Here is a 23,284-nt window from a genome sequence, read left to right as displayed (position 1 = left end):
TTACGAGTTGAGGCGGGTCACTGGGAGGGGCGGCCGGACAGCCGCTCCACTCCGCGCAGCAGGCCCGAATGATCCAGGCCACCATCACCGTTCGCACGGGCGGAGGCCATCAGCTGGGCGACGACGGCGCCGAGGGGTGTCACGACGCCGGCCTCACGGGCAGCGCTGGTCACGATGCCGAGGTCCTTGTGGTGCAGGTCGATACGGAATCCGGGTTCGAACGACCGGTCCAGCATCTTCTGCGCCTTCTGGTTCAGGACGGCCGATCCGGCGAGCCCGCCGCCGAGTACCTCCACCGCGGCCGCGGTGTCGACACCGTAGGCCTCGAGGAAGATGATCGCCTCGGCGAGCAGCTGGATGTTGCCGGCGACGATCAGCTGGTTCGCTGCCTTCACCGTCTGCCCGGATCCGTTCGGGCCCACATGGACCACCGTCTTCCCGACGACGTCGAGGATCGGCCTGGCCGACTCGAAGTCTTCCGGGGCGCCGCCGACCATGATCGACAGTGCGGCGTTGACCGCACCGGCCTCGCCACCCGATACCGGGGCGTCGATCAGCCGGAATCCACGCTCGGCCGCCTGCGCGGCGAGTGCGGTGGTGACGTCGGGCCGGATGCTGGAGAAGTCGATGATCAGAGCGCCTGCCGGCGCGTGCTCGAAGACTCCGTCCTCGCCGGCGAGCACGGCCTGCACGTCGGGCGAGTCGGGGACCATCACGGCCACGACGTCGGCGCCGCCGACTGCCTTGGCGATCGAGTCCGCTGCGGTGCCGCCGGCTTCGACGAGTGCCGCGGTGCGCTCGGGCGAGCGGTTGTATCCGACTACCTGGTGGCCGGCCTTGGCGAGATGAACGGCCATGGGGCTACCCATGATTCCGAGTCCGATGAATGCGATAGTGCTCACGAGTCTCCTCGATTCCGTCGAAAGTGGTGTGTGTCAGTGGGCGGCGCGGGACGCGCGCTGTTCGCGGGGCAACCAGTCGAAGGTGTCCGGCCGGGTGGACTTGTATTCGAGCCCGACATATCCGCGGTAGCCGTGTCCGGCGAGCCTCTTCAGGTAGCCGTCGATGTCGAGCGTTCCGGTGCCGGGTTCTCCGCGACCCGGAGCATCCGCGATCTGGACGTGCCCGATGCGATCGGCGTACGCGTCGATCGCGGCGCCGACGTCGTCGCCGTTGACCTCGAGGTGGTAGAGGTCCGCGAGGAGCCGGAGCGAGTCGACACCGTGCTCGGCCTTCACCCGGTCGATCACGGCGATCGCCTCGGCCGCGCTCTTCAGCGGGTACGCCGGCGTGCCGCTGACCGGTTCGACGAGCACGACCGCACCGATGCGGTCCGCCGCCTTGCCCGCCTGGGCGAGGTTCTCGGCGGCCGTGTCGTCCTGAATCTTCGGATCCGCGCCGTCGATACGATTACCATACAGGGCGTTGAAAGCTTTGGTGCCCAGTCGTTCTCCGATTCCGACGGTGATGTCGATGTTGTCGCGGAACGCCGAGACCTGCGCCGGGTCGGACAGCAGTCCGCGGTCACCCGCCGGCATGTTGCCCGCCGCGAAGTTCAACCCGGTGAGCTGCACTCCGGCGTTCTCGATCGCGGCCACGAACGCGTCGACGTCGCTGTCCCGCGGTACGGCGGTGTCGAAGGGCCACCAGAATTCGACGGCGTCGAATCCGGCGTCGCGGGCAGCCTGCGGGCGCTGCAGGAGTGGCACGTCGGTGAGCAGGATCGAGCAGTTCAGGGTGTAGGCCAAGGTATCCATCGGTTGTTCTTCCACTTTCGGGGTGTTCAGGAGACTGTGGTGTTGTCGGGCTCGGGCAGGCCGCGATAGCGTCGCCAGCCGCCGTGATCGGTGATCTCGCTGAGCTCGTCGGCTCTGCTCCCGAGGAGGCCCGGTCGCAGACCTACCGCCAGAACCGAACGGCCGTCGGACAGTTCGATCACGGTGAGCTCGAGTTCCTCGGGCTCCTCGGGGAGGAAGTCGGTGCGAATGTCGCCGATCGGGACGTCGTAGAGTTCGCCCTCGATCGCGGCTCCACCGGTCTCCGCCAGCAGCAGTGCGGGGAATTCGTCACGTACGGAGAAGAATCGGTACTTCGGTGCGGTCCGGACCGTGCCGAGGAACGTGTGCGCGGACACGTTGTGATGCAGGTTTCCGCCACGCATCGCTCCACCGTTGCAGAACAATTCGGCCATCTTGTCAGCTCCTTCTTCCGTGGGCAGGTGTCGCCGGTTCGGGCTTGCCTGCCAGTTCGATCGCTACCTGAAGCAGCGCTTCGCGTAGTCGTTTGGTGTTGGCGTCGAGTCCTTCGCGCACCAGGTCCTGGGTGACCGGCCACGGGGTGTCGCTGATGACGTCGTGATCGGTGACCAGGGCGATGCAGGTGTAGGACATGCCCAGTTCACGGGCCAGCGCCGCCTCCGGGTACGGGGTCATGCTGATCAGGTCCCATCCCTGGGCCGCGTACCAGCGTGATTCGGCGCGGGTCGAGAATCGGGGACCGCGGATCGCCACCATCACGCCGCCGTCGTTGACCACCCATCCGCTCCTGCGGAGCGTCGAGACCACCGCCTGGCGTCCGCGGACGCAGAACGGATCCGCGAAGGACACGTGGACGTCGTCGTCGTGGAAGGTGTCGTCGGTGCGACCGGTGCGGTCGACGAGCTGGTCGGGCACGACGACCGAGCCGACGCCGATCGCCGGTCGCAGCGAGCCGGACGGGGTGGGCGCGAGGATCGTGCGCACGCCCAGGCTGTGCAGGGCCCAGATGTTCGCGCGGGCATTGATGCGGTGGGGCGGGATGTCGCGGTGCCGTCCGGTGCGGGTCAGGTAGGCGAGCCGGCGGCCCCCTGAGGACCCGAGGACGATGCTGTCCGACGTCGGCCCGTACGGGGTGTCGACCTGAACCTGCTCGGCGTCGTCGAGGAGTCCGTAGTAACCCCAGGTGCCGAGCACTGCGACGGTGGGCTGGGTGTCAGGCATGGTGGTTCACCGTTCCTTCCGAGGCCCCGTTCGTGGTCAGCGCTTCGCGCCTCTCGATCGCCGGCCGTGCCGGAGCGTCCTGGAGGTGTTCGTGCCCCGGGTGCGGGTGGATGGTGACGTCGTCCGGGTCGTCGGGTGTGACCTTCCCGTCGAGAACCGCTCGCATCTTGTCCTTGTCGAGCATGCCCTCCCAGTTCGCGACCACGAACGTGGCGAGGCAGTTGCCGAGCAGGTTCGTGAATACGCGCATGGAGTCCATGAGCCGGTCGGCGCCGAGCAGCAACGCGACGGCGGCCACGGGGAACGCGCCGATCGCGGCAGCGGTCGCGGACAGGGCGACGAAGGCCGACCCCGGCACACCCGCCATCCCCTTGGAGCTGAGAATGAGGATGCCCATGATCGCGAGCTGCTCGCCGAAGCCGAGGTCCACCCCGACCGCCTGCGCCAGGAACATCATCGCCAGCGACAGGTAGATCGCGGCTCCGTCGAGGTTGAACGAGTAGCCGGTAGGGATCACCAGACCGACGACGGCGCGGTCGCATCCCGCGTTGTCCAACTTCTTGATGATGCGGGGCATGACCGCCTCGGACGATCCGGTGCCCAGGGCGAGCATGAATTCTTCGCGGCAGTACTTGATGAACTTCCACGCGTTCACTCCGGTGATCAGCTTGACCACGATCGACAGGACGGCGATGAAGACCAGTGCGGCGCCGTAGCACGCCAGGATGAGGACTCCGAAGGATTTGAGGGAGCCGGCACCGTAATTGCCGACGGTGAATGCCATCGCACCGAACGCACCGATAGGCGCCAAGTACATGATGTAGCCGACGATGCGGAAGATGACGTGCAGCGTCTGGTCGATCACATCCATCAGGATCGGCGGAGCCGATTCACTGAAGGACGCCAGCGCGACGCCGAACAGGATCGCGAACAGCAGCACCTGCAGCAGGTTGTTCTGTGCGAACGCATCGAACACGCTGGTCGGGATGATGTGCATGACGAACTCGACGCCACCCGGCAGGTGGCCGCCCTGCGTCTTCTCGTCCAGGGCGCTGGTGTCCAGCGTGGCCGGGTCGATGTTGAGCCCGCTACCCGGCTTGACGAGGTTTCCGACGAGCAGGCCGAGCCCGAGCGCGAAGGTCGTCGCGGCCGTGAACCAGAGCAGCGCCTTGCCGCCGATCTTTCCGAGCGCTTTCATGCTGCCGACCTTGGCGATGCCGGTGACGATCACCAGGAAGATCAGCGGGGACACGACCATTTTGATCAGCTTGATGAAGCCCTCACCCAGCGGCGCCAGGTGATGGGAGAACTCCGGAAACAGGATTCCGGTGGCGATGCCCAGGGCAATTCCGATCAGGACCTGGACGAAAAGTGATCTGTACCAACGCTGCTTTGTGGGTTTCGCAGCGATTTCGACTTCAGACACGGGGCCCTCCCTCGGGGCTTGGCGTTTTCCATATTATGGAAGTTGTATTTCGTATCTCGATATAGTGAACGCCGTCACACCGGGGTTTGTCAACCGATGTAGCGAAGGAATCGTCGCGATCCGCCACTCCCGCGCTATCGTCATACGGAGCGCCCTTTCCGTCTGACGGAAAGAATGTGGGGGCTCTCGTGCAGTCAGAGGATGGAGACAGACATGACGAACGGTCAGAGTCCGGCTGGCGGCGTGCAGTCGGTCGAGCGCGCATTCGACATACTCGAGATCATGGCGAGCGCCGGCGGGTCCATCGGGGTCAGCGAACTCGCCGACCTGGCCGGACTCCCCCTCCCGACCATCCACCGGCTCATCCGCACACTGATGAACCGCGGATACGTGCGGCAACTACCGACCCGGCGGTACGCGCTCGGGCCCAAGCTCATTCGCCTCGGCGAGAGCGCCACCCAGCTGATCGGCGCCTGGTCACGGCCGCACCTGTCCGAACTGGTGCGAGGCACCGGCGAGACCGCAAACATGGCCGTCCTCGACGGAACCATGGCCGTCTACGTCGCGCAGGTGCCGTCCGAGCACGCGATGCGCATGTTCACCGAGGTCGGCCGACGCGTCTACCCGCACTGCACCGGCGTCGGCAAGGCCATCCTCATGCAACTCTCGAATGACGCCGTGCGCTCACTGGTCGGCCGGACCGGCATGACGACGTACACCGAGAACTCCCTGACCGACCCCGACATGCTGATCGCCGATCTCGAATTGAGCAGAAACCGCGGGTTCGCGATCGACGAGGGCGAGCAGGAGATCGGCGTCCGCTGCTTCTCGGTGCCGGTGCCGAACGCTCCGACCCCCACAGCCATCTCCGTCTCCGGGCCCGCGGCCCGGGTCACCCTCGAGTCGGCAGACCACATCGTGCCGCTGCTCAAGCGCGTGGCGAAGGAACTCGGCACCGAGTTCGACAAGAACGCCGCACTCTGAAGCCGGTCGACCCATCAACAAAGGTTGACGGATCCGTCTCATCAACTTAAGTTGATCCCGTGGGTGACGATCCGAACCCGGCGACCGCTTTCGCTGCCGTCGTCGCGCTGCGGCGTCAGGCCGATCAGCTCGAGCGTGACGCCGTCGCACACGCACTGTCCGCCGGCTGGACCTGGGCGGACATCGGTCAGGCTCTCGGCGTCTCGGGTCAGGCGGCGCACAAACGCCTCGGTCCCGGACGATCCTCCGACACGAAGACGAGGGGCACACGATGAAGTTCACCCGGGCATGGCGCGACATGCGGACGATGAAAACGCTGTTCTCCGAAACGGAGGCCGAGGCCGACCGGCTGGGCGACCGGGAACCGGGTCTCGAGCATCTGCTGCTCGCCTCGTTCGCGCTGCGGGACGGTACGGCCCGCCGGGTGTTCGAGCGTCTCGGATCGAACCGGGACGCACTGCGCGAGGCGGTCATTCGTGTGCACGGGAACGCCCTCGCGGCGGCAGGCATGACGGACGCGGGCGTCGCCCCCAGCGCACTGAGCCGCCCCCGCACCGGGCCGCTGCGGCTGACCGAACCGGCCCAGGCCGTGTTCCGCACTGCGGTGGCTCTCGCGAAGTCGGAACGGAGACCGATCGTCGGAGCCGACATCGTCGCAGCCGTCGCCACCATCACGCACGGCACCGCGGCGCGGGCACTGGAATCACTGGGGCTCCTCCGGTCCGACGTCGTCGACGCCGCCCGGGCCGAGCCGGCATCGTGAGCGGACGGCCCAGGCCCGGTGTTCGCCGCCTGCGCGGATAGGCTCGACACGTGGTTCTTCCCAGCTCGACTTCTGTGTCCCCTGCAGATGTTCTCGGTTCCATGCGGGACGTCATCGACGGTCCGCTGCCCGACATCGCCGTCCGCTTCTCCAAGTTCCTCGCCGACATCTGGCCGCACACCGCGCTGGTGATCTTCACCCGGGAATGCACGGGACGTCCCCGCAAGGTCAGCGGCGATCCGTCGGTGGTCGAACGCGTCACCATCGCCGAACTGGACGCGCTGCGCACCCGCATGACGGAAGGCACCCCGTTCGACGACCAGACCGTGATTGCCGGCGCGAAGCGGAAGGTGTGGGCGCTGCTGGACGCGACGGGCACCCTTCTCCTCGTTCTCCCCAAGCCGCGGCAGCGCATTCGTGAGGTCCCGCTGGTGGCCGGGGCGTTCGGCGTCGTCGCCGTGTCGATCCGGCATCAGGTGGCGCAGGCGAGCCCCGCGTACCTGGCGGAGTCACGGGCAGCGTCGAGCGAACGGGCCAGGACCATCGTGGAGCTGACGGACCTGCACGCGGCGACGCTCGAATCGATCCTGTCGACGCTCCGGTCCAAGGACCTCGACGACCGCCGGTCGCGGATCACGGCGAGCGAGACGGCGTCCTCGGCGCTGGTGACTCTGCGCTCCGCAGGCGAGTCCGACCGCAACCTCGCGGAGGAAGCCGTCACCACCGCGTTCGCCCGGCTGCAGGGCGAACTGCGACCGCTGCTCCAGCACCGGCCCGTGCGCGTCGACTACGTCGATCCGCCGGTGGACGGTCGCGCGCTGCCCGGCGAGGTCGCCAGCGCGGCGCGGGCCGTCGTGCGGAGCGCCATCCTGGCGTTCGCGGCGCAGGCCGCCCTGGAGCGAATCCGCATCGCCTGGGACTGCGACGGCGCGAACCTCCTCGTCGAGGTCCGCGACGACGGCGACGGTGGTCTCGACACCGACGCGCTGGTGCGGCAACTGTCCGGCCGGGTGCACACACTCGGTGGCCGGATCGACGTCGAGTCGGTCGACGGGTGGGGCTCCCGGGTGGCCGTCGCGATCCCACTCGACATACCGATGGCGCGACCGGACGAACAGCAACTCGGCGACCTCAACCCCCGCGAACTCGAGGTCCTGGGTCACCTCGCGACGGGCAAGCGGAACAAGGCGATCGCCGACAGCCTCGGTATCAGCGAGAGCACGGTCAAATTCCATGTCGCGGGTGTGCTGAAGAAGCTCGGTGTGGCGTCCCGAGGTGAGGCGGGCGCGATCGCCCTCGAGGCCGGCATCCGCGCCGACACCACCAGCAGGCACGCATGAGCGTCGAGGCGCCCCCGATCCGGCACCGACCCCCGCACGTGAGTGGCAAAGTGTGCGGGCGCACGCTTTGCCACTCACGTCAGGTGATGCGGTCGGGGTGGGTGTAGATGTTCATGGTGGTGCCGCGGAGGAACCCGATGAGGGTGAGGCCGGTGTCGTGGGCGAGGTCTATCGCCAGCGAGGAGGGCGCGGACACGGCGGCGAGGATCGGGATGCCGGCCATCACCGCCTTCTGCGCCAGCTCGAACGACGCCCGGCCGGACACCAGCAGGATGCTCCCCCGCAGCGGGACCCGGTTCTGTTCGGTGGCCCAGCCGATCAGCTTGTCGACGGCATTGTGCCGCCCCACGTCCTCTTTGATCGCGAGCAGTTCCCCGGTCCGGGTGAACAATCCGGCCGCGTGCAAGCCCCCGGTGGTCTCGAACACCTTTTGCGCGGCCCGCAACCGGTCGGGCAGCTCCGAGATCGTCGCGGCCGGCACCCGCACCGTGTCGGTGGCCGGTGAGTGCTTCGTCCGCTGCCGGATCGCGTCCAGGGACGCCTTCCCGCACACCCCGCACGAGGAGGTGGTGTAGAAGTTGCGTTCGATTCCGGTGTCGGGGAGGAACACCCCGGGCGCGAGATCGACGTCGAGGACGTTGTAGGTGTTGACACCGTTGTCGTCGACGCTGTTGCAGTAGCGGATCGACGCGATGTCCGCGCGGTCGGCGATGATGCCCTCGGTCAGCAGAAACCCCTGCGCCAGTTCGACATCCGATCCAGGGGTGCGCATGGTGACCGCCAGCGGTGTCCCGTTCACCCGGATCTCGAGCGGCTCCTCCACCACCACGGTGTCCGGGCGGGTGGACTGCCGGGTGTCGGTGATCCGGGTGACCGGGGTCCGGGTGGTCACACGCCCCATCACAGACGCCGTTCGAGACGGATCGTGATCGCCTTCGACACCGGGGTGTTCGACTTGCGGGCCACGTGATCGAGCGGGATCAGCGGATTCGTCTCCGGGTAGTAGGCGGCGACGTTCCCCCGCGGCGTCGGGTACGGCACCAACCGGAAATCGTCGGCGCGGCGCTCCTGCACCGTCCCGTCCGGGGCTTCCCACTCGGAGACCAGATCCACCCGGTCCCCGTCGGCGTACCCGAACGCGGCGATGTCCTCGGGGGCGATGAACAGCACCCGGCGTCCGCCTTTGACACCGCGGTAGCGGTCGTCGAGACCGTAGATGGTGGTGTTGTACTGATCGTGCGAGCGCATCGTCTGCAACATCAACCGGTCCTCGGGCACCGGCAGCCAGGACAGCTCGTTGACCGTGAAATTGGCCTTCCCCGTGCCGGTGACGAACCGGCGCTCGTCCCTCGGTGGGTGCGGCAACCCGAACCCGTCCGGCCGGCGGACCTTACGGTTGAAGTCCTCGAACCCGGGAATGACCCGTGCGATGGAATCGCGGATGCGGTCGTAGTCGGCGGTGAATTCCGTCCAGGGCACTGAGTGCCCGGGACCGAACAAGGCCTGCGCGATCCCGCACACGATGGCGACCTCGCTGCGCAACTGGTCGCTGGCGGGTGTGAGGCTGCCGCGGGACAGGTGCACCATCGACATCGAGTCCTCGACCGTGACCTGCTGTTTCTTACCGGACTGCACGTCCTTGTCGGTGCGGCCCAACGAGGGCAGGATCAGCGCGGTCCGCCCGGTGACCAGGTGGGAGCGGTTCAGTTTCGTCGACACCTGCACCGTCAGCGCACAGCCCCGCAACGCGGCCTCGGTGGTCTCGGTGTCCGGGGTCGCCGAGACGAAGTTGCCGCCCATTCCGAGGAACACCGACGCCTTCCCGTCCCGCATCGCCCGAATCGAGTCGACCGCGTCCAGGCCGTGCTCCCGCGGTGACCGGATTCCGAATTCGGCGTCGAGAGCGGCCAGGAACGATTCGGGCATCTTCTCCCAGATGCCCATCGTCCGGTCGCCCTGCACGTTCGAATGCCCGCGGACCGGGCACACCCCGGCCCCGGGTTTGCCGATCATCCCCTGCAACAGCAGCAGGTTCACCGCGTCCTGGATGGTCGCGACCCCGTGCGTCTGCTGGGTCAACCCCATCGCCCAGCAGATGATGGTCTTCTTCGAGGAGATCAACGCGTCCGCCGTCTGCTGGATCTGCGCGAGGGTCAGCCCGGTCGCCGCCGCCACCGTGCCCAGATCGACCTGCCGCAGATGCGACGCGCACTCCTCGAAGCCTGCGGTGTGCCGGTCGATGAACTCGCGGTCCAGCACGGTCCCGGGATTGCGGTCCTCCGCCTCGAGCAGCAACCGGCCCACACCCTGGAACAGGGCCTGGTCGCCGCCGATCCGGATCTGCAGGAACTCGTCCGCGATCTGCACACCGTCCCCGACCACCCCGTGCACCTTCTGCGGATCCTTGAACCGCATCAACCCGGCCTCCGGCAGCGGGTTGATCGCGATCACCTTCGCCCCGTTGGCCTTCGCCTTCTCCAGGGTCGAGAGCATCCGCGGGTGGTTGGTGCCCGGGTTCTGCCCGGCGATCAGGATCAGGTCGGCGTTCTCGAGGTCGGGAACCGACACCGACCCCTTCCCGATCCCGATCGTCTCCACCAACGCACTACCCGACGATTCGTGGCACATGTTCGAACAGTCCGGCAGGTTGTTCGTCCCGAACGCCCGGATCATCAACTGGTACACGAACGCCGCTTCATTGCTGGTGCGCCCGGACGTGTAGAACACCGCCTCGTGTGGTGATGCCAACGCCCGCAACTCGCCGGCGATCATCGCGAACGCCGCATCCCAGCCGATCGGCTCGTAATGCGACGACCCCGGCAGCAACACCATCGGATGCGTCAACCGGCCCTGCTGCCCCAACCAGAACTCGGTCCGACCCAGCAGATCCGACACCGAATGCTCGGCGAAGAACTCCGGCGTCACCGTTCGGGTGGTCGCCTCCTCCGCCACCGCCTTCGCCCCGTTCTCACAGAACTCCGCATGCTTGCGGTGCCCCGGAGTCTCCGGCCACGCACACCCCGGACAGTCGAACCCTTCCCGCTGGTTCAACTTCATCAACGTCCGGGCCGTGCGCACCGGACCCATCTGCTCGAGCCCACGACGCAACGACACCAACACCGCAGGAACACCTGCCGCATAGGATTTCTCGTGCGTGACGATGACATCGTCTTCGTCGAAGGTGTACCTGTCGGTGGTGTCGGTCATGGAGTCAGTTTCCTCGTGCAATCCATTCGGCGAGGTGCGGGGCCTCGGTGCCGATCGTGGTTCCGTCACCGTGACCGGTGTGGACGAGCGTTTCTTCGGGAAGAGCGAACAACCGGTCGCGGATCGACCCGATGATGGTCGGGAAATCCGAGTACGACCGCCCCGTGGCGCCGGGGCCACCCGAGAACAGGGTGTCACCGGAGAACAGTGCCCCGGCCTCGGGCAGATACAGACACACCGACCCGGGCGAGTGACCCGGTGAGTGGATCACCTGGATCTCGGTGCCCGCGATGGCGATCCGCTGTTCGTCCTCGAGGTGCCAGTACAGCTCCTCGGGGTGGCTCATCTTCCACAGCACGTCGTCGCCGGGGTGCAGGAGAACGGGTGCGTGGAGCCGCGTGCCGAGTTCGGGGGCGACGGTGACGTGGTCGTTGTGACCGTGGGTGCAGATCACGGCGTTCACGTGCCGGTCGCCGACCGCGTCGATGATCGGCTGCGCGGCATGGGCGGCGTCGACGATCACGACGTCGGTGTCGTCACCGATCAGCCAGATGTTGTTGTCGACGTTCCACTCTCCGCCGTCGAGGGCGAACGTTCCCTCGGTGACGACCCGCTCGATCCTGAGCGCGCCGCTCACAGGACGACCACCGAACGCAGCACCTCACCGGCGTGCATGCTGTGGAATGCCGCTTCCACCTCGTCGATCTTGATGCGCTCGGTGACGAACTTCTCCAGCGGCAGCCGGCCCTGCTGGTACAGGTCGACGAGCATCGGGAAGTCACGCTCGGGCAGGCAGTCGCCGTACCACGACGACTTCAGGGATCCGCCGCGGGAGAAGAAGTCGATCAGCGGCATCTCGAGGGTCATGTCGGGGGTCGGGACACCGACCAGCACGACGGTGCCGGCGAGGTCGCGGGCGTAGAACGCCTGCTTCCACGTCTCCGGGCGGCCGACCGCATCGATCACGACGTCGGCACCGAAACCGCCGGTGAGTTCCTGCACGGCCTCGACCGCATCGACGTCGGCGCCGTTGATCGTGTGCGTCGCGCCCAGGTCCTTCGCCCACTCGAGCTTCTTGTCGTCACGGTCGATCGCGATGATCTTCACGGCGCCTGCCAGGCGGGCGCCCATGATCGCGGCGTCGCCGACACCACCGCAGCCGATGACGGCGACGGTGTCTCCGCGGGAGACGTTGCCGGTGTTCACGGCGGCACCGAGGCCGGCCATCACGCCGCAGCCGAGCAGCCCGACGACTGCCGGGTCCGCGGAGGCATCCACCTTGGTGCACTGTCCGGCGTGGACGAGCGTCTTGTCGGCGAACGCGCCGATCCCCAGGGCGGGCGTGAGTTCGGTGCCGTCCTCGAGCGTCATCTTCTGTGCAGCGTTGTGTGTGTCGAAGCAGTACTGCGGGCGGCCGCGCTTACAGGCGCGGCACTGACCGCACACGGCGCGCCAGTTGAGGACGACGAAGTCGCCGACGGCCACGGAGGTGACGCCTTCGCCGACACTCTCGACGATGCCGGAAGCCTCGTGGCCGAGCAGGAACGGGAACTCGTCGTTGATCCCGCCGTCGCGGTAGGTGAGGTCCGTGTGGCACACACCGCATGCCGCGATGTCGACTACCACCTCTCCGGGACCGGGGTCCGGAATGTTGACGGTCGCGATCTCGACGGGGGCACCCTTGGAGCGGGCGATGACGCCTCGTACCTGCTGCGGCATTGGACTCATTCCTTCGGTCGATCAGTCATAGCGGGATCGATGCATGGCCATATATGCACCTCTCCCGAGACCTTACGTTCCGGAACATCACGGAGGGACTGATCGAAGTGAGAGGTTGACCTAGCCGGAATACCAGCCGCTCGCGGCGGTACTGCGATGGAGGTCATGACGAGAAACTGACGGTTGACACGCCGCGGTATATACAGGACTATACATCTCGAAGAGTGAGGCACACCACATCGATCACGGAGTTCTGATGACCCGGAGAGATTCCAGCTCGACCGAGGAACCGCACCCGCCCCTTCCGGTGGTGCTCGACGGCGCCCAGCTCACCGTCGACCAACTCACGGCGCTCGCCCGGGAGCCGATCGTGATCGAGCCCGACCCCGCAGCACTCGACCACACACGCCGTTCGTGGGAGACAGCCGTGCGCATCGCCGAACGGCAGCCCATCTACGGACGCACCACGGGCGTCGGGGGCAACCGGGACACCTCCGTCTCCGGCGGCGTCGACCAGGACCTTCGACTTCTCCGCAGCCACGCCACCGGCTCGGGCCCCTCGCTGCCGGATCACGTCGTCCGAGCCGCCATGATCATTCGCGTCAATCAGATTCTCAACGGCGGATCCGGTCTGCACCCCGACATCGTGACCGCGCTGATCGCTGCCGTCGCGGCGGACGAACAGCCCACCGTGCACGCTCGCGGGGCGATAGGCACCGGCGACCTCAGCGCGTTCTCCGAGATCGCGCTCGGGTTGATGGGCGAGGCACCGCTGCGGGACGGTCGGTTCGTCACCCGGTGGACCGCACACCAGGGTGACGCACTCCCTCTGATCTCGACCAACGCGATGACGGTCGCGCTCGCGGCGTCGGCCACCGACAGCGTGGCGAACTGGCTGGAGCACTCGCTGATCGTCGGCGTGCTGTCGCTGCTGGCGACGCGCAGTTCCGTCGAGCCGTTCGCGGCCCGAGTGCAGGCTGCCCGCAGGCACCTCGGCCAGGAGGAGGTGGCCGGCCGGGTCCGGGAACTCCTCGCGGGCCACCGCGTACAGGCTGCCCGCGTGCAGGATTCCTACGGGTTCCGCGCCCTGCCGCAGATCCTCGGGGCGACGTGGCAGGCGCTGCAGCGGTTGCGAGGCACGCTCGCGATCGAGATGAACTCGTCCTCCGAGAACCCCCTCATCTCCGTCGAGGACGACGCCGTGTTCCACAACGGGAACTTCCACGGAATGCCGATCGCCCTCGCCGTGGACGAGGCCAAACTCGCGCTGTCGAGCGCAGCGCTGTTGTCGCAGTGCAGGCTTGCCAATCTCTCGGATCCGGCGGTCACCGGACTCCGGCCGTTCCTGGCCGACGGTCCGGCCGGCAGCAGCGGCACCATGCTGCTGGAGTACACGACGTCCGCGGCCATCGCCGAGATCCGGATGGCCGCGGCGCCGGGGTCTCTCGGACACACCGTGATCTCCCGCGGAACCGAGGACCACGCGAGCTTCGCGTCGCAGGCCGCCACCCAGCTCACCGACATCCTCGCCCAGTCCCGCATCGTGCTCGCGTGCGAATTGATCTCGGCGGTACGCGCCCTCGGCCAGCAGAACCACGAACTCGACACCACAACCGAACTCGGCGCGTACCTCGACCGGGCGCGCAGGTGCCTGGACCCGCGGACGACCGACCGTCCTCTGAGCGACGACCTGAAAGCAGCGGTGAAGTTTCTGGAACAGATGCCGAATCCGGAGAAAGACGCAACTCGGTAAAGCAGTCCCACGACACCGAACTTCCGAGTGTGTCACCACTCGGATTACACGAAAGTAGCACGCGAATGATCACATTCGACAAAGTCACCAAGGCGTACCCGGACGGCACGACAGCGGTGAACGAACTGGACCTCGAGTGCCCGAGCGGGAAGATCACAGCACTCGTCGGGCCGTCGGGATGCGGCAAGACCACGTCGCTTCGCATGATCAACAGACTGATCGAACCGACCTCCGGAACCATCTCCCTCGACGGCGAATCCACGGCGGACATGGATCCGGCGCTGTTGCGCAGGCGGATCGGGTACGTCATCCAGCACGCCGGACTGTTCCCGCACCGCACTATCGTGGACAACGTCGCGACGATGCCGAGATTGCTGGGAAAGACGAAGAAGGAGGCCCGAACCCGGGCGATGGAGCTGCTCGAGACGGTCGGTCTCGCGGCGCACTTCGCGGACCGGTATCCGTGGCAGCTCTCGGGTGGCCAGCAGCAGCGAGTGGGGGTCGCGCGCGCCCTCGCCGCGGACCCCGCCTTCATGCTGATGGACGAACCGTTCAGCGCTGTCGACCCGGTGGTCCGGAGCCAGCTCCAGGACGAATTCCTGAGACTGCAGAAGGACATCGGCAAGACGATCATCATCGTCACGCACGACATCGACGAGGCCCTCAAGCTCGGCGACCAGGTCGTCGTGTTGCGGACCGGCGGGATCCTGGCGCAGTCGGCGACGCCGCTGGAGTTGCTGACCGAACCCGCCGACGAGTTCGTCGCCGACTTCGTCGGACGCGACCGCGGCTACCGTTCGCTGGGTTTCTCGAACCTCGACGGCCGCGTGGAGACGGTCACCGAACCCGTTGCCCGTCTAGGCGATTCGGCATCCGACGCCCGCACGCGGACCACGGACGACTGGTTGCTCGTCGTCGACCCGGCGAACAAGCCGATCGGCTGGGTGCAACCGGCGAAGGTCGTCGACCGCATTCGCCCGGACGACGTGAATCTCAGTGGCACGGTCGCCGATGCGCACGGGACGATGCGGGCCCTACTCGACGCCGCCCTGTCCGCACCCAGCAAACGCGGTGTCGTCGTCGACGGCGACGGTGTGCTCGTGGGAACCGTGACGGCACACGCGGCGGTGGCGGCGATCGAGTCGGCGGATCTCGTGGCCACGGAGGCGATGGCCCGATGAACATCGAATGGCTCGGCCGCCAGTCCGATCGCATCGCCGAACTGGTCGGCTGGCACATCCTGCTCTCGCTCGTGCCGCTCGTCGTCGGCGTGATCGTCGCGTTGCCGATCGGCTGGCTGGCGCATCGCAGTCGCCGGATCAACCCCTACGTGGTGGGCACGGCCGGCCTGCTCTACACGATCCCGTCGCTGGCGCTGTTCGTCCTGCTCCCGCCGATCCTCGGAACGAAGATCCTCGATCCGATGAACATCGTCGTCGCGCTGACGATCTACACCGTCGCCCTGCTCGTCCGCGTCATCGCCGACGCCCTGGATTCGGTGCCGCAGGAGACGGTGCTCGCCGCCACGGCGATGGGCTACCGGCCCTACCAGACTCTGCTGAAAGTCCAGCTGCCGGTGGGCGTTCCCGTCATCTGCGCCGGACTGCGCGTCGCGGTGGTGTCGAACGTCAGCCTCGTTTCTCTCGCCGCGCTGCTCGGGATCCCGCAGATCGGGTCACTGTTCACCCAGGGCTTCCAGTTGCGTTTCTACACACCCATCATCACCGGTATCGCGCTGTGCCTGCTGCTGGCGCTGGTTCTCGACTTGCTCATCGTGCTCGCCAATCGGTTACTCACACCGTGGACCCCGAAGGTGGTCGCATCATGATCGACTTTCTACTCGACGGTGCTCATTGGACCGGGCCCGAAGGTATTCCCGCCCTCCTCCTCCAGCACCTGATGTACACGTTCCTCGCCCTGTTCGCGGCGGCGCTGATCGCGGTTCCGCTCGGTCTGTACATCGGGCACACCGGTCGCGGCGCGGTCGTCGTCGCGGGTCTGGCCAACTCGCTGCGCGCCCTTCCCACCATCGGCTTGCTGATCCTGCTGGTGCTCGTCATCGCGCCGTCGTTCTCGACCAAGCTGGCCTATCTGATTCCGAGCCTGATCGTGCTGGTCTTGTTGGCCATCCCACCGATTCTCACCAACACGTACGCGGGCATTCGCTCGGTCGACCCGGCCGCCGTGGACGCTGCGCGGGGTATGGGGTTTCGGTCGATGCGCATCCTCACCGAGGTGGAGATGCCGTGCGCGCTGCCGCTGATGCTGTCGGGTGTGCGTAGCGCCGTGCTGCAGATCGTCTCGACGGCGACCGTCGCCGCCTACATCTCGCTGGGCGGACTGGGACGTCTCCTCATCGACGGCAAGGCGCAGAGCGACTACGCGCAGATGGCCGCCGGAGCGGTCCTCGTGTCCCTCCTCGCGCTCGCATTCGACCTGGCGATCGGATTCCTCACGGTTCGGGTCGTCTCACCCGGTCTGACGCGACGCGTCCGGAGCGTCGCGACGAAGCAATCCGGTTCCGACGACACCGCAGTCGCGGCCCGACCCACATCCGCTCCCGAGCCCTCGCTGATCTGAAGGACATCATCATGAAGAAGGCATTGATCGTCGCGCTGACCGGCGCCACCCTGATGTCGTTGACGGCATGCGGGATCGGCAAGGACCCGTTGGCGTCCGACGACGGCGGAAGCAGTGACGGCGCCATCGTCGTCGGCTCCGCGGACTTCCCCGAAAGCCAGCTGATCGCGACGATCTACGCGGAGGCGCTGCGCGCGAACGGCATCGACGTCACCGAGAAGCTCAACATCGGGAGCCGGGAGGTGTACGTCCCGGCCATCCGGGACGGCTCCATCGACCTGCTGCCCGAATACTCGGGTGCGTTGCTCCAATACCTCGACAGCGCCACCACCGCGACCGCGTCGGACGAGGTGACCGCGGAGATCAAGGCCAAGCTGCCCGCCGGGCTCGTCGCACTGGAACCGTCCCCCGCCGAGGACAAGGACGTTCTCGCGGTCCGGCAGGAGACCGCGGACGAGTACTCGCTCGAGACGATCGAGGACCTCGTGCCCCACGCCGACGAGCTGACCCTCGGCGGCCCGCCCGAGTGGAAGACCCGGGAGAACGGCGTCGCAGGCCTGCAGGACAAGTACGGCCTGACGTTCAAGGAGTTCCTGGCACTGGACGCCGGCGGTCCCCTGACGCTCAACGCCCTGCTGAGCGGTCAGATCGAGGTGGCGGACGTGTTCAGCACCGACCCGGCGATGCGTTCGGAGAACCTCGTGGCGCTCGAGGACACCAAGCACCTGTTCCTCGCGGAGAACATCACCCCGATCATCAACGAGAACAAGGCAGGCGACGACGTCCGCGGCGTCCTGGCCGACGTGTCGGCCGCATTGACGACCGAGGATCTCATCGAGATGAACCAGCGGGTGGCCGACCTCGAGGACATGGGCGACATCGCCCGGGAATGGCTGGAGGACAAGGGGCTGGCGTCCTGATCACGCCCCGGGCGGGCGCGTCACCTCAGCGCATCGAACGTCGCCGTCGCGTATTGGGCGGTCCGGTCGGAGCCGAGAAGTCCCGGGCCCATCTTGTTCATCACGTACGTCATGGTCATCCGGCGTTCGGTGTCGACGACGACCTGCGAGCCGCCCCAGCCACCCCAGAAGCAGATGCGTCCCTCGGGGACGAACGGCACGGACACGGGCGTCGGCAGTCCGTAACCGATGCCGAATCGAATCGGTTGCCCCAGAGCCAGATCCACACCGTTCGACTGCTCCTCGAAGATCAGGGAGATGGTGTCCGGCGACAGCAGGCGGACGCCGTCGAGTTCTCCCCCGCAGGCCACGACGGACTGGATCCGGGCGAGCGACCGGGCGTTGCCCTGACCACCGGCCGCGCCGTTCTCCGCCTTGCGCCACTCGTCGGACCAGGACGCGGACGCGTCCGGTCCGGGGCCGGTGAACGTCCTGACGATGACGCTGGCGGGGTCGAGGGAGGCCAGGTCGATCGGCAGCGGCGGCGGCGGGACCACGTTCGACACCCGGCCGAACTGCGACGGGTCCAGTCCGATGTGGAAGTCGGCCCCCAGCGGTCCGGCGATCTCCTCCGCGACGAAACGGCCGAGCGTGCGCCCGTCGATTCGGCGGACGACCTCGCCGATCAGATGGCCGTAGTTCAGCGCGTGATATCCGGACGCCGTGCCCGGCTCCCACCACGGCGCCTGGGCGGCAAGTCGCTTCGTCGACCCGGCGAGGTCGAACGTGTCCTCGACCGTGATCGGCTGATCCCATCCCGAGACACCCGACGTGTGCGAGAGGAGATGGCGGACCTCGACGTGTTCCTTGCCTGCCGCGGCGAATTCCGGCCAGTACTTCGCGACGGGCGCGTAGACGTCCAGCAGTCCGCGATCGACGAGCATCAGTGCGGCGAGCGCGGTGACCGTCTTGGTGCACGACCATACGTTGGTGATGGTGTCGCGCTCCCATTCGGTGGCGTGATCGGTGTCGGACCATCCGCCCCACATGTCGACCACCGGATCTCCGTCGAGGGTCACGACGATCGACGCGCCGAGTTCCTCACCGGAGTCGAGATTGTCCTTCAGGGCCTCCTGCAACGCCGTGAAGCGCTTGTCGCACACTCCTCCGAGCTTGGTCACCTGCGGTTCCTCTCCACCAGCCGACGCAAATTGATCTTGACATCGGGTTCAATTGAGGGTTCCAGTGTGGGCCAGGGCCACATGTGATGTCAATCACTTCGATGTTCATCCTCGCGAGGTCCCGCCGGTCGGGTGCTCACCGGGTTCACCCGTGTCGGGTGAGGTTCCGGGCGGTCCGGCGGTCGACGCTGAGACCCAGGACTACAGGTGAGGAGACGTTGCCATGGGCAAGCCATTTCGGGGTATCGTCAACGTCGATATCCGCGACTCGGTTCCGGATTGGTCCCCGTTCGAACCACCCCAGGCGCCCACCGACGCACCCAACGTCGTCTATGTCGTCCTCGACGACGTCGGTTTCTCCGCGATGCGCTGCTACGGCGGGCCGATCGAGACACCGAACATCGACCGGATCGCCGCCAAGGGTGTTCGCTACACGCAGTGGCACACCACCGCGCTGTGCTCGCCCACGCGCTCGTGCCTGCTGACGGGACGCAACCACACGCGCAACAGCATGGCCTGCATCACCGAGGCCGCGATCGGATTCCCCAACGCGAGCGGGACGATCCCGCCGGAGAACGGCATGCTCTCGGAGATACTCGCCGAGCGCGGCTGGAACACCTACATGGTGGGCAAATGGCACCTGTGCCCGACCGACGAGATGAACCTGGCCGCCACCCGCAGGAACTGGCCGAGCGGGCGCGGCTTCGAACGCTGGTACGGCTTCCTCGGCGCGGAGACCAACCAGTGGTATCCGGATCTGGTCTACGACAACCATCCGGTCGACCAGCCCCGGTCGCCGGAGGAGGGCTACCACCTCACCGAGGACGTCACCGACAAGGCACTCGAGTTCATCAAGGACGCCAAGGCGATCGCGCCGGACAAGCCGTTCTTCCTCTACTACGCGCCCGGCGCGTGCCACGCGCCGCACCACGCCCCGAAGGAATGGATCGAGAAGTTCGCGGGCAAGTTCGACATGGGCTACGACGCGATCCGCGAACAGACCCTCGCCCGTCAGAAGGAAATGGGCATCGTCGCGGCCGACACCGAACTTCCGCCGATCAACCCGATCGGCACTCCCGAGACCCGGTCGGGACCGACGGGCGAACCGTTCCCGGAACTCGACTACACCCGCCCCTGGAACACGCTGAACGACGACGAGAAGCGCCTCTTTGCGCGGATGGCCGAGGTGTACGCCGGCTTCCTGGCCCACGCCGACCATCACATCGGACGCCTCCTCGACTATCTGGAGCACAACGATCAGTTGGACAACACCGTGATCGTGGTGGTCTCCGACAACGGTGCGAGCGGGGAAGGTGGCCCGAACGGCTCCGTCAACGAGATGAAGTTCGCCAACGGCATCCCGGACGACCTCGCCGAGAACCTCTCGAAACTCGACGATCTCGGCGGACCCAAGACCTACAACCACTACCCCAACGGCTGGGCGATGGCGTTCAACACCCCGTTCAAGATGTGGAAGCGCTACGAGTTCAACGGCGGAACCGCCGACCCATGCATCATCTCGTGGCCGGCCGGAACCAAGGCTCGGGACGAGGTCCGGGACCAGTACCATCACGCGATCGACCTGGTGCCGACGATCCTGGACTTCCTCGGGGTCGATGCCCCCGAAACCATCAAGGGCCACGTCCAGAGCCCGTTCGACGGCGTCAGTATGCGGAACAGTATCGACGACAAGTCCTCGCCGTCGGAGCGGAAGTCGCAGTTCTACTCGATGCTCGGCTCGCGGTCGATCTGGCACGAAGGCTGGAAGGCCGTCACGACACACCCGACCATCGCAGGATGGGGACACTTCAACGACGACGAATGGGAGCTCTACCACACCGACGTCGACCGCGCCGAAGTGCACAACCTGGCAGCGGAGCATCCCGACAAGCTGCGGGAGATGGTGAACATCTGGTTCGCAGAAGCCGGTGCGAACGGGGCGTTCCCACTGGACGATCGATCAGCCGTCGAGATCATGGGCACGCCCCGGCCCCAACTGACAGCGGCCCGAAACCGATACGTCTATTACCCGGACGTCGCCGCCGTGTCCGAGTGGCAGGCAGTCAACACCCGCGGCCGATCGTTCGTGATCGGCGCGCTCGTCGCCGTCCCGGCGCCGGGAGCCGAGGGCGTCCTCTTCGCGATCGGTTCCCGTTTCGGAGGCCACGCACTGTATGTGAAGAACAACCGGCTGCATTACGTCAACAACTTCGTGGGCAGCGACGAACAGATGATCGTCGGCTCCGAGGACATTCCCACCGGAACGGACCTGATCCTGTCCGCCTCCTTCGACAAGGACGGGCAGGAGCCCACGTTCACCACCGGGATCCTGTCGCTGTTCCACGCCGACCGAAAGGTCGGAGAGGGTCGCATCAAGACGCAGCTCGGTGCGTTCGCGATCGCCGGTGCCGGGGCGTATGTCGGCCGCCACCCGGGCGAGCCGATCACCGACGACTACCCCGGCGAATCACCCCACCGCTTCACCGGTGGCACGATCGACCGAGTCGCGATCGACGTGAGCGGCGAACCGTATCTCGATCTCGAACGGGAAGCCGCCCTGATGCTCATGCGCGAGTGATTCCGACGCGCTGCACGCACGGCGAACCCGGGTCTCAGCTGCCGGTCACCGGCAGCACCAGCACCTGACCCGGGTCGCCCGCGGCGATCGTGACCTGGTGCGGCACCAGCCCGCCCCGGAAGCTCGGATCACCGCCGGACACCTCGAGACGAACGCGGTGCCCCTCGTCGAAGCGATGGACGATGGCCGGCATCGTGACCTGCACGGGCTCACCGGGCGCCACGATGCGCACCGGTGCGACCTGTCCGTTGATCAGTGTGTCGGTGCCGTCGGGTGCCACGTCGTACAGCTTGGCGAAGACCACGACCGCGTCTTCGACACCGGCGACCGCGGGTGCGGCGGTGACGCGGACGTCGAGCGTCGGCGCACCCACCACGTCCAACGGCGCATCGAGGGAACCGGACGACCACTCGACCACGGTTCCGGGGATGACACCCTGCGGGGCCGGGTTGTCCGGCCGGGTGTCCGGCGCTTCCCGGTCGGTGGGGAGCCCGCCCGGCAGGGTGTTCAATGTCCGAACGCCGGGAACGATGCCGTCGAGACGGTCGGTGAGCGCGCCGTCACCGGAGAGGTAGAGCGAATAGTCCCGCCCCACCGTGACATCCGAGGACTCGGCGTACGCGGGTGCGGCGTTGCCGGTGTAGTCGACCCAGCTGCGGAAGTAGCTGAACACCGGCCCGGTGTCGACCCCGCTGTCCTTCAGATAGTGATCGAACCAGTCGACCATCCGGCCCGTCTCGTACTGGGTGTCGGGGTTCGGATCCTTCATGTTGATCTCGCCCTCGGCTGGAGTGAGATCGGAATGCCCCCAGCTGTGCCAGATCATCTTCACGTCGTTGCCCTGCGCCTTCAGCGTCTCGAACGTCGCCTTCGATTCGTTGAGGTCGAACAGAGTGTCCTGCTGCCCCTGCATCAACAACACCGGAATCCGCACGCGGTCCGCATACGACACCACGGAGGAGCGGCGCAGGAAGTCGACGGACCCCGGGTCCGGGTAGCCCTGCACCGCGGACTGCGCCAGCGCGGGGCACGCGGTGTTCGCGAAGTTGGGGCAGCCCAGCGCCCGCGCCGGGTCCGAGACGTAGCCTTCGGCCCGCGGGTTGGTGACACCGACGGCACCGAACGTGAGTGTCCACAGCACCTTCGACGCACCGGGAACCGACGTACTGACCCCGGTCGTCTGCGCGGTGCCATTGGGTGCGAGCGAGTAGCTGAGGTCGTTCCACGTGATCATCGGGATGATCGTGTCGATCCGGGGGTCCACCGACGCCGCGGCGAACTGCACGGAGCCGCCGTAGGAACCGCCGACCATCCCGACCCGCGGGTCGTCGGCCTCGGCGAGGCCGTGGTGCGCGGTCGCGTCCTGCACCACGTAGTCGAGACCGGGGACGGGAACGGTGTGCGCGGGATCGACGAACGCCGTCCCGTCGCGTCCACCGAGGAAGCTCACCAGTTCACTCGCCGCCCGCCCGTCGTACTCGGGATTGTCCATGTGGATCTTGCAGCCGGAACCGCCGAAGCCCAGCCCGGAGTACGCGAGCACCGCGTAACCGCGGGACGCGAGGAACGAGGCGATACCGGCCTGATCGTTCTTGGAGCCACCGAAGCCGTTGGTGGTGAGGACGGCGGGCACCCGATTCGACGCCGAGGCCGAGTCGGGCTTGTACACGTCGCCGATCACGTCGCACGGCTCGTCGCGGTTCGGTCCGACGAGAACCTGGAAATGGAGCGTGGTCTTCGTGAAACCGAGCGGATCGGCTGTCGCCGGAGCCGACGCCGCGATCGGTGTCAGTACCGCGGCCGCCGCCGTCACCACCGCCAGAGTTGATCTACGCGCCCTGTGTTTCACAGCCCACCCGCCGTCCGTCACTCCGCC

General features: G+C 67.0%; 21 protein-coding genes. 10 read left to right on the top strand and 11 right to left on the bottom strand.

Annotated features, from left to right (window positions below; all coding sequences use genetic code 11):
• Window positions 1-17 precede the first annotated feature (17 nt).
• The 5 genes from CJ177_RS14065 to dctA are packed head-to-tail and all read right to left on the bottom strand — an operon-like array spanning window position 18 to window position 4,404.
• On the bottom strand, window positions 18-902 hold the full coding sequence (locus tag CJ177_RS14065) for a 2-hydroxy-3-oxopropionate reductase (protein WP_005251013.1): 885 nt from the start codon (window positions 900-902) through the stop codon (window positions 18-20).
• Between the two features lie 33 nt (window positions 903-935).
• Window positions 936-1,757: a hydroxypyruvate isomerase family protein gene (locus tag CJ177_RS14060; protein WP_061046194.1), complete on the bottom strand. Its 822-nt coding sequence runs from the start codon at window positions 1,755-1,757 to the stop codon at window positions 936-938.
• Between the two features lie 26 nt (window positions 1,758-1,783).
• On the bottom strand, window positions 1,784-2,191 hold the full coding sequence (locus tag CJ177_RS14055; RefSeq protein ID WP_005251010.1) for a gamma-glutamylcyclotransferase: 408 nt from the start codon (window positions 2,189-2,191) through the stop codon (window positions 1,784-1,786).
• Window positions 2,192-2,195: 4 nt separating this feature from the next.
• Window positions 2,196-2,978 carry an MTAP family purine nucleoside phosphorylase gene (locus CJ177_RS14050; protein ID WP_005251009.1) on the bottom strand — a complete coding sequence of 261 codons (783 nt, stop codon included), beginning with the start codon at window positions 2,976-2,978 and terminating at the stop codon, window positions 2,196-2,198.
• Complete coding sequence (dctA, locus tag CJ177_RS14045; RefSeq protein ID WP_061046193.1) at window positions 2,971-4,404, bottom strand: C4-dicarboxylate transporter DctA; 1,434 nt, start codon at window positions 4,402-4,404, stop codon at window positions 2,971-2,973. Before dctA ends, CJ177_RS14050 begins: the two co-directional genes overlap by 8 nt.
• 213 nt (window positions 4,405-4,617) lie before the next feature.
• Here dctA and CJ177_RS14040 point away from each other — a divergent pair, with 213 nt between their 5' ends.
• The 4 genes from CJ177_RS14040 to CJ177_RS14025 all read left to right on the top strand — a co-directional run bounded on the left by CJ177_RS14040 (window position 4,618) and on the right by CJ177_RS14025 (window position 7,491).
• Entirely contained in the window at window positions 4,618-5,388 is a 771-nt protein-coding gene (locus tag CJ177_RS14040; RefSeq protein WP_005260937.1) for an IclR family transcriptional regulator, read from the top strand.
• Window positions 5,389-5,447: 59 nt separating this feature from the next.
• Window positions 5,448-5,663 (top strand): hypothetical protein, encoded by a 216-nt coding sequence (locus CJ177_RS14035; RefSeq protein ID WP_005251006.1) that lies wholly within the window; start codon window positions 5,448-5,450, stop codon window positions 5,661-5,663.
• Window positions 5,660-6,151: a Clp protease N-terminal domain-containing protein gene (locus CJ177_RS14030; protein ID WP_095867955.1), complete on the top strand. Its 492-nt coding sequence runs from the start codon at window positions 5,660-5,662 to the stop codon at window positions 6,149-6,151. The genes CJ177_RS14035 and CJ177_RS14030 overlap by 4 nt, the downstream gene beginning before the upstream one ends.
• A 101-nt stretch (window positions 6,152-6,252) precedes the next feature.
• A complete protein-coding gene (locus CJ177_RS14025) occupies window positions 6,253-7,491 on the top strand; it encodes a LuxR C-terminal-related transcriptional regulator (protein WP_095867954.1) in 1,239 nt (412 codons plus the stop codon).
• A gap of 79 nt (window positions 7,492-7,570) precedes the next feature.
• On the opposite strand, the gene fdhD is transcribed toward CJ177_RS14025, so the two are convergent.
• Genes fdhD through CJ177_RS14005 form a run of 4 tightly spaced genes read right to left on the bottom strand, consistent with a single transcriptional unit; the run spans window position 7,571 to window position 12,417 of the window.
• Entirely contained in the window at window positions 7,571-8,392 is an 822-nt protein-coding gene (gene fdhD / locus CJ177_RS14020; protein WP_025433275.1) for a formate dehydrogenase accessory sulfurtransferase FdhD, read from the bottom strand.
• Entirely contained in the window at window positions 8,392-10,698 is a 2,307-nt protein-coding gene (locus tag CJ177_RS14015; protein ID WP_095867953.1) for an FdhF/YdeP family oxidoreductase, read from the bottom strand. The genes fdhD and CJ177_RS14015 overlap by 1 nt, the downstream gene beginning before the upstream one ends.
• Window positions 10,699-10,702: 4 nt before the next feature.
• Window positions 10,703-11,335, bottom strand: coding sequence for an MBL fold metallo-hydrolase (locus CJ177_RS14010; RefSeq protein WP_005250992.1), 633 nt, complete (start codon window positions 11,333-11,335; stop codon window positions 10,703-10,705).
• Window positions 11,332-12,417, bottom strand: coding sequence for an S-(hydroxymethyl)mycothiol dehydrogenase (locus tag CJ177_RS14005; RefSeq protein WP_061046188.1), 1,086 nt, complete (start codon window positions 12,415-12,417; stop codon window positions 11,332-11,334). The genes CJ177_RS14010 and CJ177_RS14005 overlap by 4 nt, the downstream gene beginning before the upstream one ends.
• Before the next feature lie 256 nt (window positions 12,418-12,673).
• On the opposite strand from CJ177_RS14005, the gene CJ177_RS14000 reads away from it, so the two are divergent.
• The 5 genes from CJ177_RS14000 to CJ177_RS13980 all read left to right on the top strand — a co-directional run bounded on the left by CJ177_RS14000 (window position 12,674) and on the right by CJ177_RS13980 (window position 17,670).
• The gene (locus CJ177_RS14000) at window positions 12,674-14,170 is read left to right on the top strand and encodes an aromatic amino acid ammonia-lyase (protein ID WP_061697247.1); all 1,497 of its coding nucleotides are present in this window, start codon (window positions 12,674-12,676) and stop codon (window positions 14,168-14,170) included.
• A gap of 65 nt (window positions 14,171-14,235) precedes the next feature.
• Window positions 14,236-15,351, top strand: coding sequence for an ABC transporter ATP-binding protein (locus CJ177_RS13995; RefSeq protein ID WP_005250989.1), 1,116 nt, complete (start codon window positions 14,236-14,238; stop codon window positions 15,349-15,351).
• Window positions 15,348-15,998, top strand: a complete 651-nt coding sequence (locus CJ177_RS13990) for an ABC transporter permease (RefSeq protein WP_005250988.1) — start codon at window positions 15,348-15,350, stop codon at window positions 15,996-15,998. The genes CJ177_RS13995 and CJ177_RS13990 overlap by 4 nt, the downstream gene beginning before the upstream one ends.
• Window positions 15,995-16,750, top strand: coding sequence for an ABC transporter permease (locus CJ177_RS13985; protein WP_061697250.1), 756 nt, complete (start codon window positions 15,995-15,997; stop codon window positions 16,748-16,750). Before CJ177_RS13990 ends, CJ177_RS13985 begins: the two co-directional genes overlap by 4 nt.
• 11 nt (window positions 16,751-16,761) lie before the next feature.
• A complete protein-coding gene (locus CJ177_RS13980; RefSeq protein ID WP_025433278.1) occupies window positions 16,762-17,670 on the top strand; it encodes an ABC transporter substrate-binding protein in 909 nt (302 codons plus the stop codon).
• Between the two features lie 20 nt (window positions 17,671-17,690).
• On the opposite strand, the gene CJ177_RS13975 is transcribed toward CJ177_RS13980, so the two are convergent.
• Window positions 17,691-18,830 (bottom strand): serine hydrolase domain-containing protein, encoded by a 1,140-nt coding sequence (locus CJ177_RS13975; RefSeq protein ID WP_095867952.1) that lies wholly within the window; start codon window positions 18,828-18,830, stop codon window positions 17,691-17,693.
• Window positions 18,831-19,053: 223 nt separating this feature from the next.
• Between CJ177_RS13975 and CJ177_RS13970 the strand changes: the two genes are divergently transcribed.
• The gene (locus tag CJ177_RS13970; RefSeq protein ID WP_095867951.1) at window positions 19,054-21,408 is read left to right on the top strand and encodes an arylsulfatase; all 2,355 of its coding nucleotides are present in this window, start codon (window positions 19,054-19,056) and stop codon (window positions 21,406-21,408) included.
• Window positions 21,409-21,442: 34 nt separating this feature from the next.
• Here CJ177_RS13970 and CJ177_RS13965 read toward each other — a convergent pair whose 3' ends face one another.
• Window positions 21,443-23,278 carry a CocE/NonD family hydrolase gene (locus CJ177_RS13965; RefSeq protein ID WP_095867950.1) on the bottom strand — a complete coding sequence of 612 codons (1,836 nt, stop codon included), beginning with the start codon at window positions 23,276-23,278 and terminating at the stop codon, window positions 21,443-21,445.
• Between the last annotated feature and the right edge of the window lie 6 nt (window positions 23,279-23,284).

The organism is Rhodococcus sp. ACPA1 (assembly GCF_002300195.1).
GTDB classification, from domain to species: Bacteria; Actinomycetota; Actinomycetes; order Mycobacteriales; family Mycobacteriaceae; genus Rhodococcus_F; species Rhodococcus_F opacus.
This window is presented reverse-complemented; position numbering and strand designations above follow the sequence as displayed.

Excerpts from the sequence above, each read along its gene's own strand:
- CJ177_RS14040 (WP_005260937.1), top strand. The coding sequence starts at position 4,618 with ATGACGAACGGTCAGAGTCCGGCTGGCGGCGTGCAGTCGGTCGAGCGC.
- CJ177_RS13980 (WP_025433278.1), top strand. The coding sequence starts at position 16,762 with ATGAAGAAGGCATTGATCGTCGCGCTGACCGGCGCCACCCTGATGTCG.
- fdhD (WP_025433275.1), bottom strand. The coding sequence starts at position 8,392 with ATGGGGCGTGTGACCACCCGGACCCCGGTCACCCGGATCACCGACACC.
- CJ177_RS13970 (WP_095867951.1), top strand. The coding sequence starts at position 19,054 with ATGGGCAAGCCATTTCGGGGTATCGTCAACGTCGATATCCGCGACTCG.
- CJ177_RS13995 (WP_005250989.1), top strand. The coding sequence starts at position 14,236 with ATGATCACATTCGACAAAGTCACCAAGGCGTACCCGGACGGCACGACA.
- CJ177_RS14025 (WP_095867954.1), top strand. The coding sequence starts at position 6,253 with ATGCGGGACGTCATCGACGGTCCGCTGCCCGACATCGCCGTCCGCTTC.
- CJ177_RS13985 (WP_061697250.1), top strand. The coding sequence starts at position 15,995 with ATGATCGACTTTCTACTCGACGGTGCTCATTGGACCGGGCCCGAAGGT.
- CJ177_RS13990 (WP_005250988.1), top strand. The coding sequence starts at position 15,348 with ATGAACATCGAATGGCTCGGCCGCCAGTCCGATCGCATCGCCGAACTG.
- CJ177_RS14015 (WP_095867953.1), bottom strand. The coding sequence starts at position 10,698 with ATGACCGACACCACCGACAGGTACACCTTCGACGAAGACGATGTCATC.
- CJ177_RS14005 (WP_061046188.1), bottom strand. The coding sequence starts at position 12,417 with ATGCCGCAGCAGGTACGAGGCGTCATCGCCCGCTCCAAGGGTGCCCCC.
- CJ177_RS14000 (WP_061697247.1), top strand. The coding sequence starts at position 12,674 with ATGACCCGGAGAGATTCCAGCTCGACCGAGGAACCGCACCCGCCCCTT.
- CJ177_RS14050 (WP_005251009.1), bottom strand. The coding sequence starts at position 2,978 with ATGCCTGACACCCAGCCCACCGTCGCAGTGCTCGGCACCTGGGGTTAC.
- CJ177_RS14060 (WP_061046194.1), bottom strand. The coding sequence starts at position 1,757 with ATGGATACCTTGGCCTACACCCTGAACTGCTCGATCCTGCTCACCGAC.
- CJ177_RS14030 (WP_095867955.1), top strand. The coding sequence starts at position 5,660 with ATGAAGTTCACCCGGGCATGGCGCGACATGCGGACGATGAAAACGCTG.
- CJ177_RS14055 (WP_005251010.1), bottom strand. The coding sequence starts at position 2,191 with ATGGCCGAATTGTTCTGCAACGGTGGAGCGATGCGTGGCGGAAACCTG.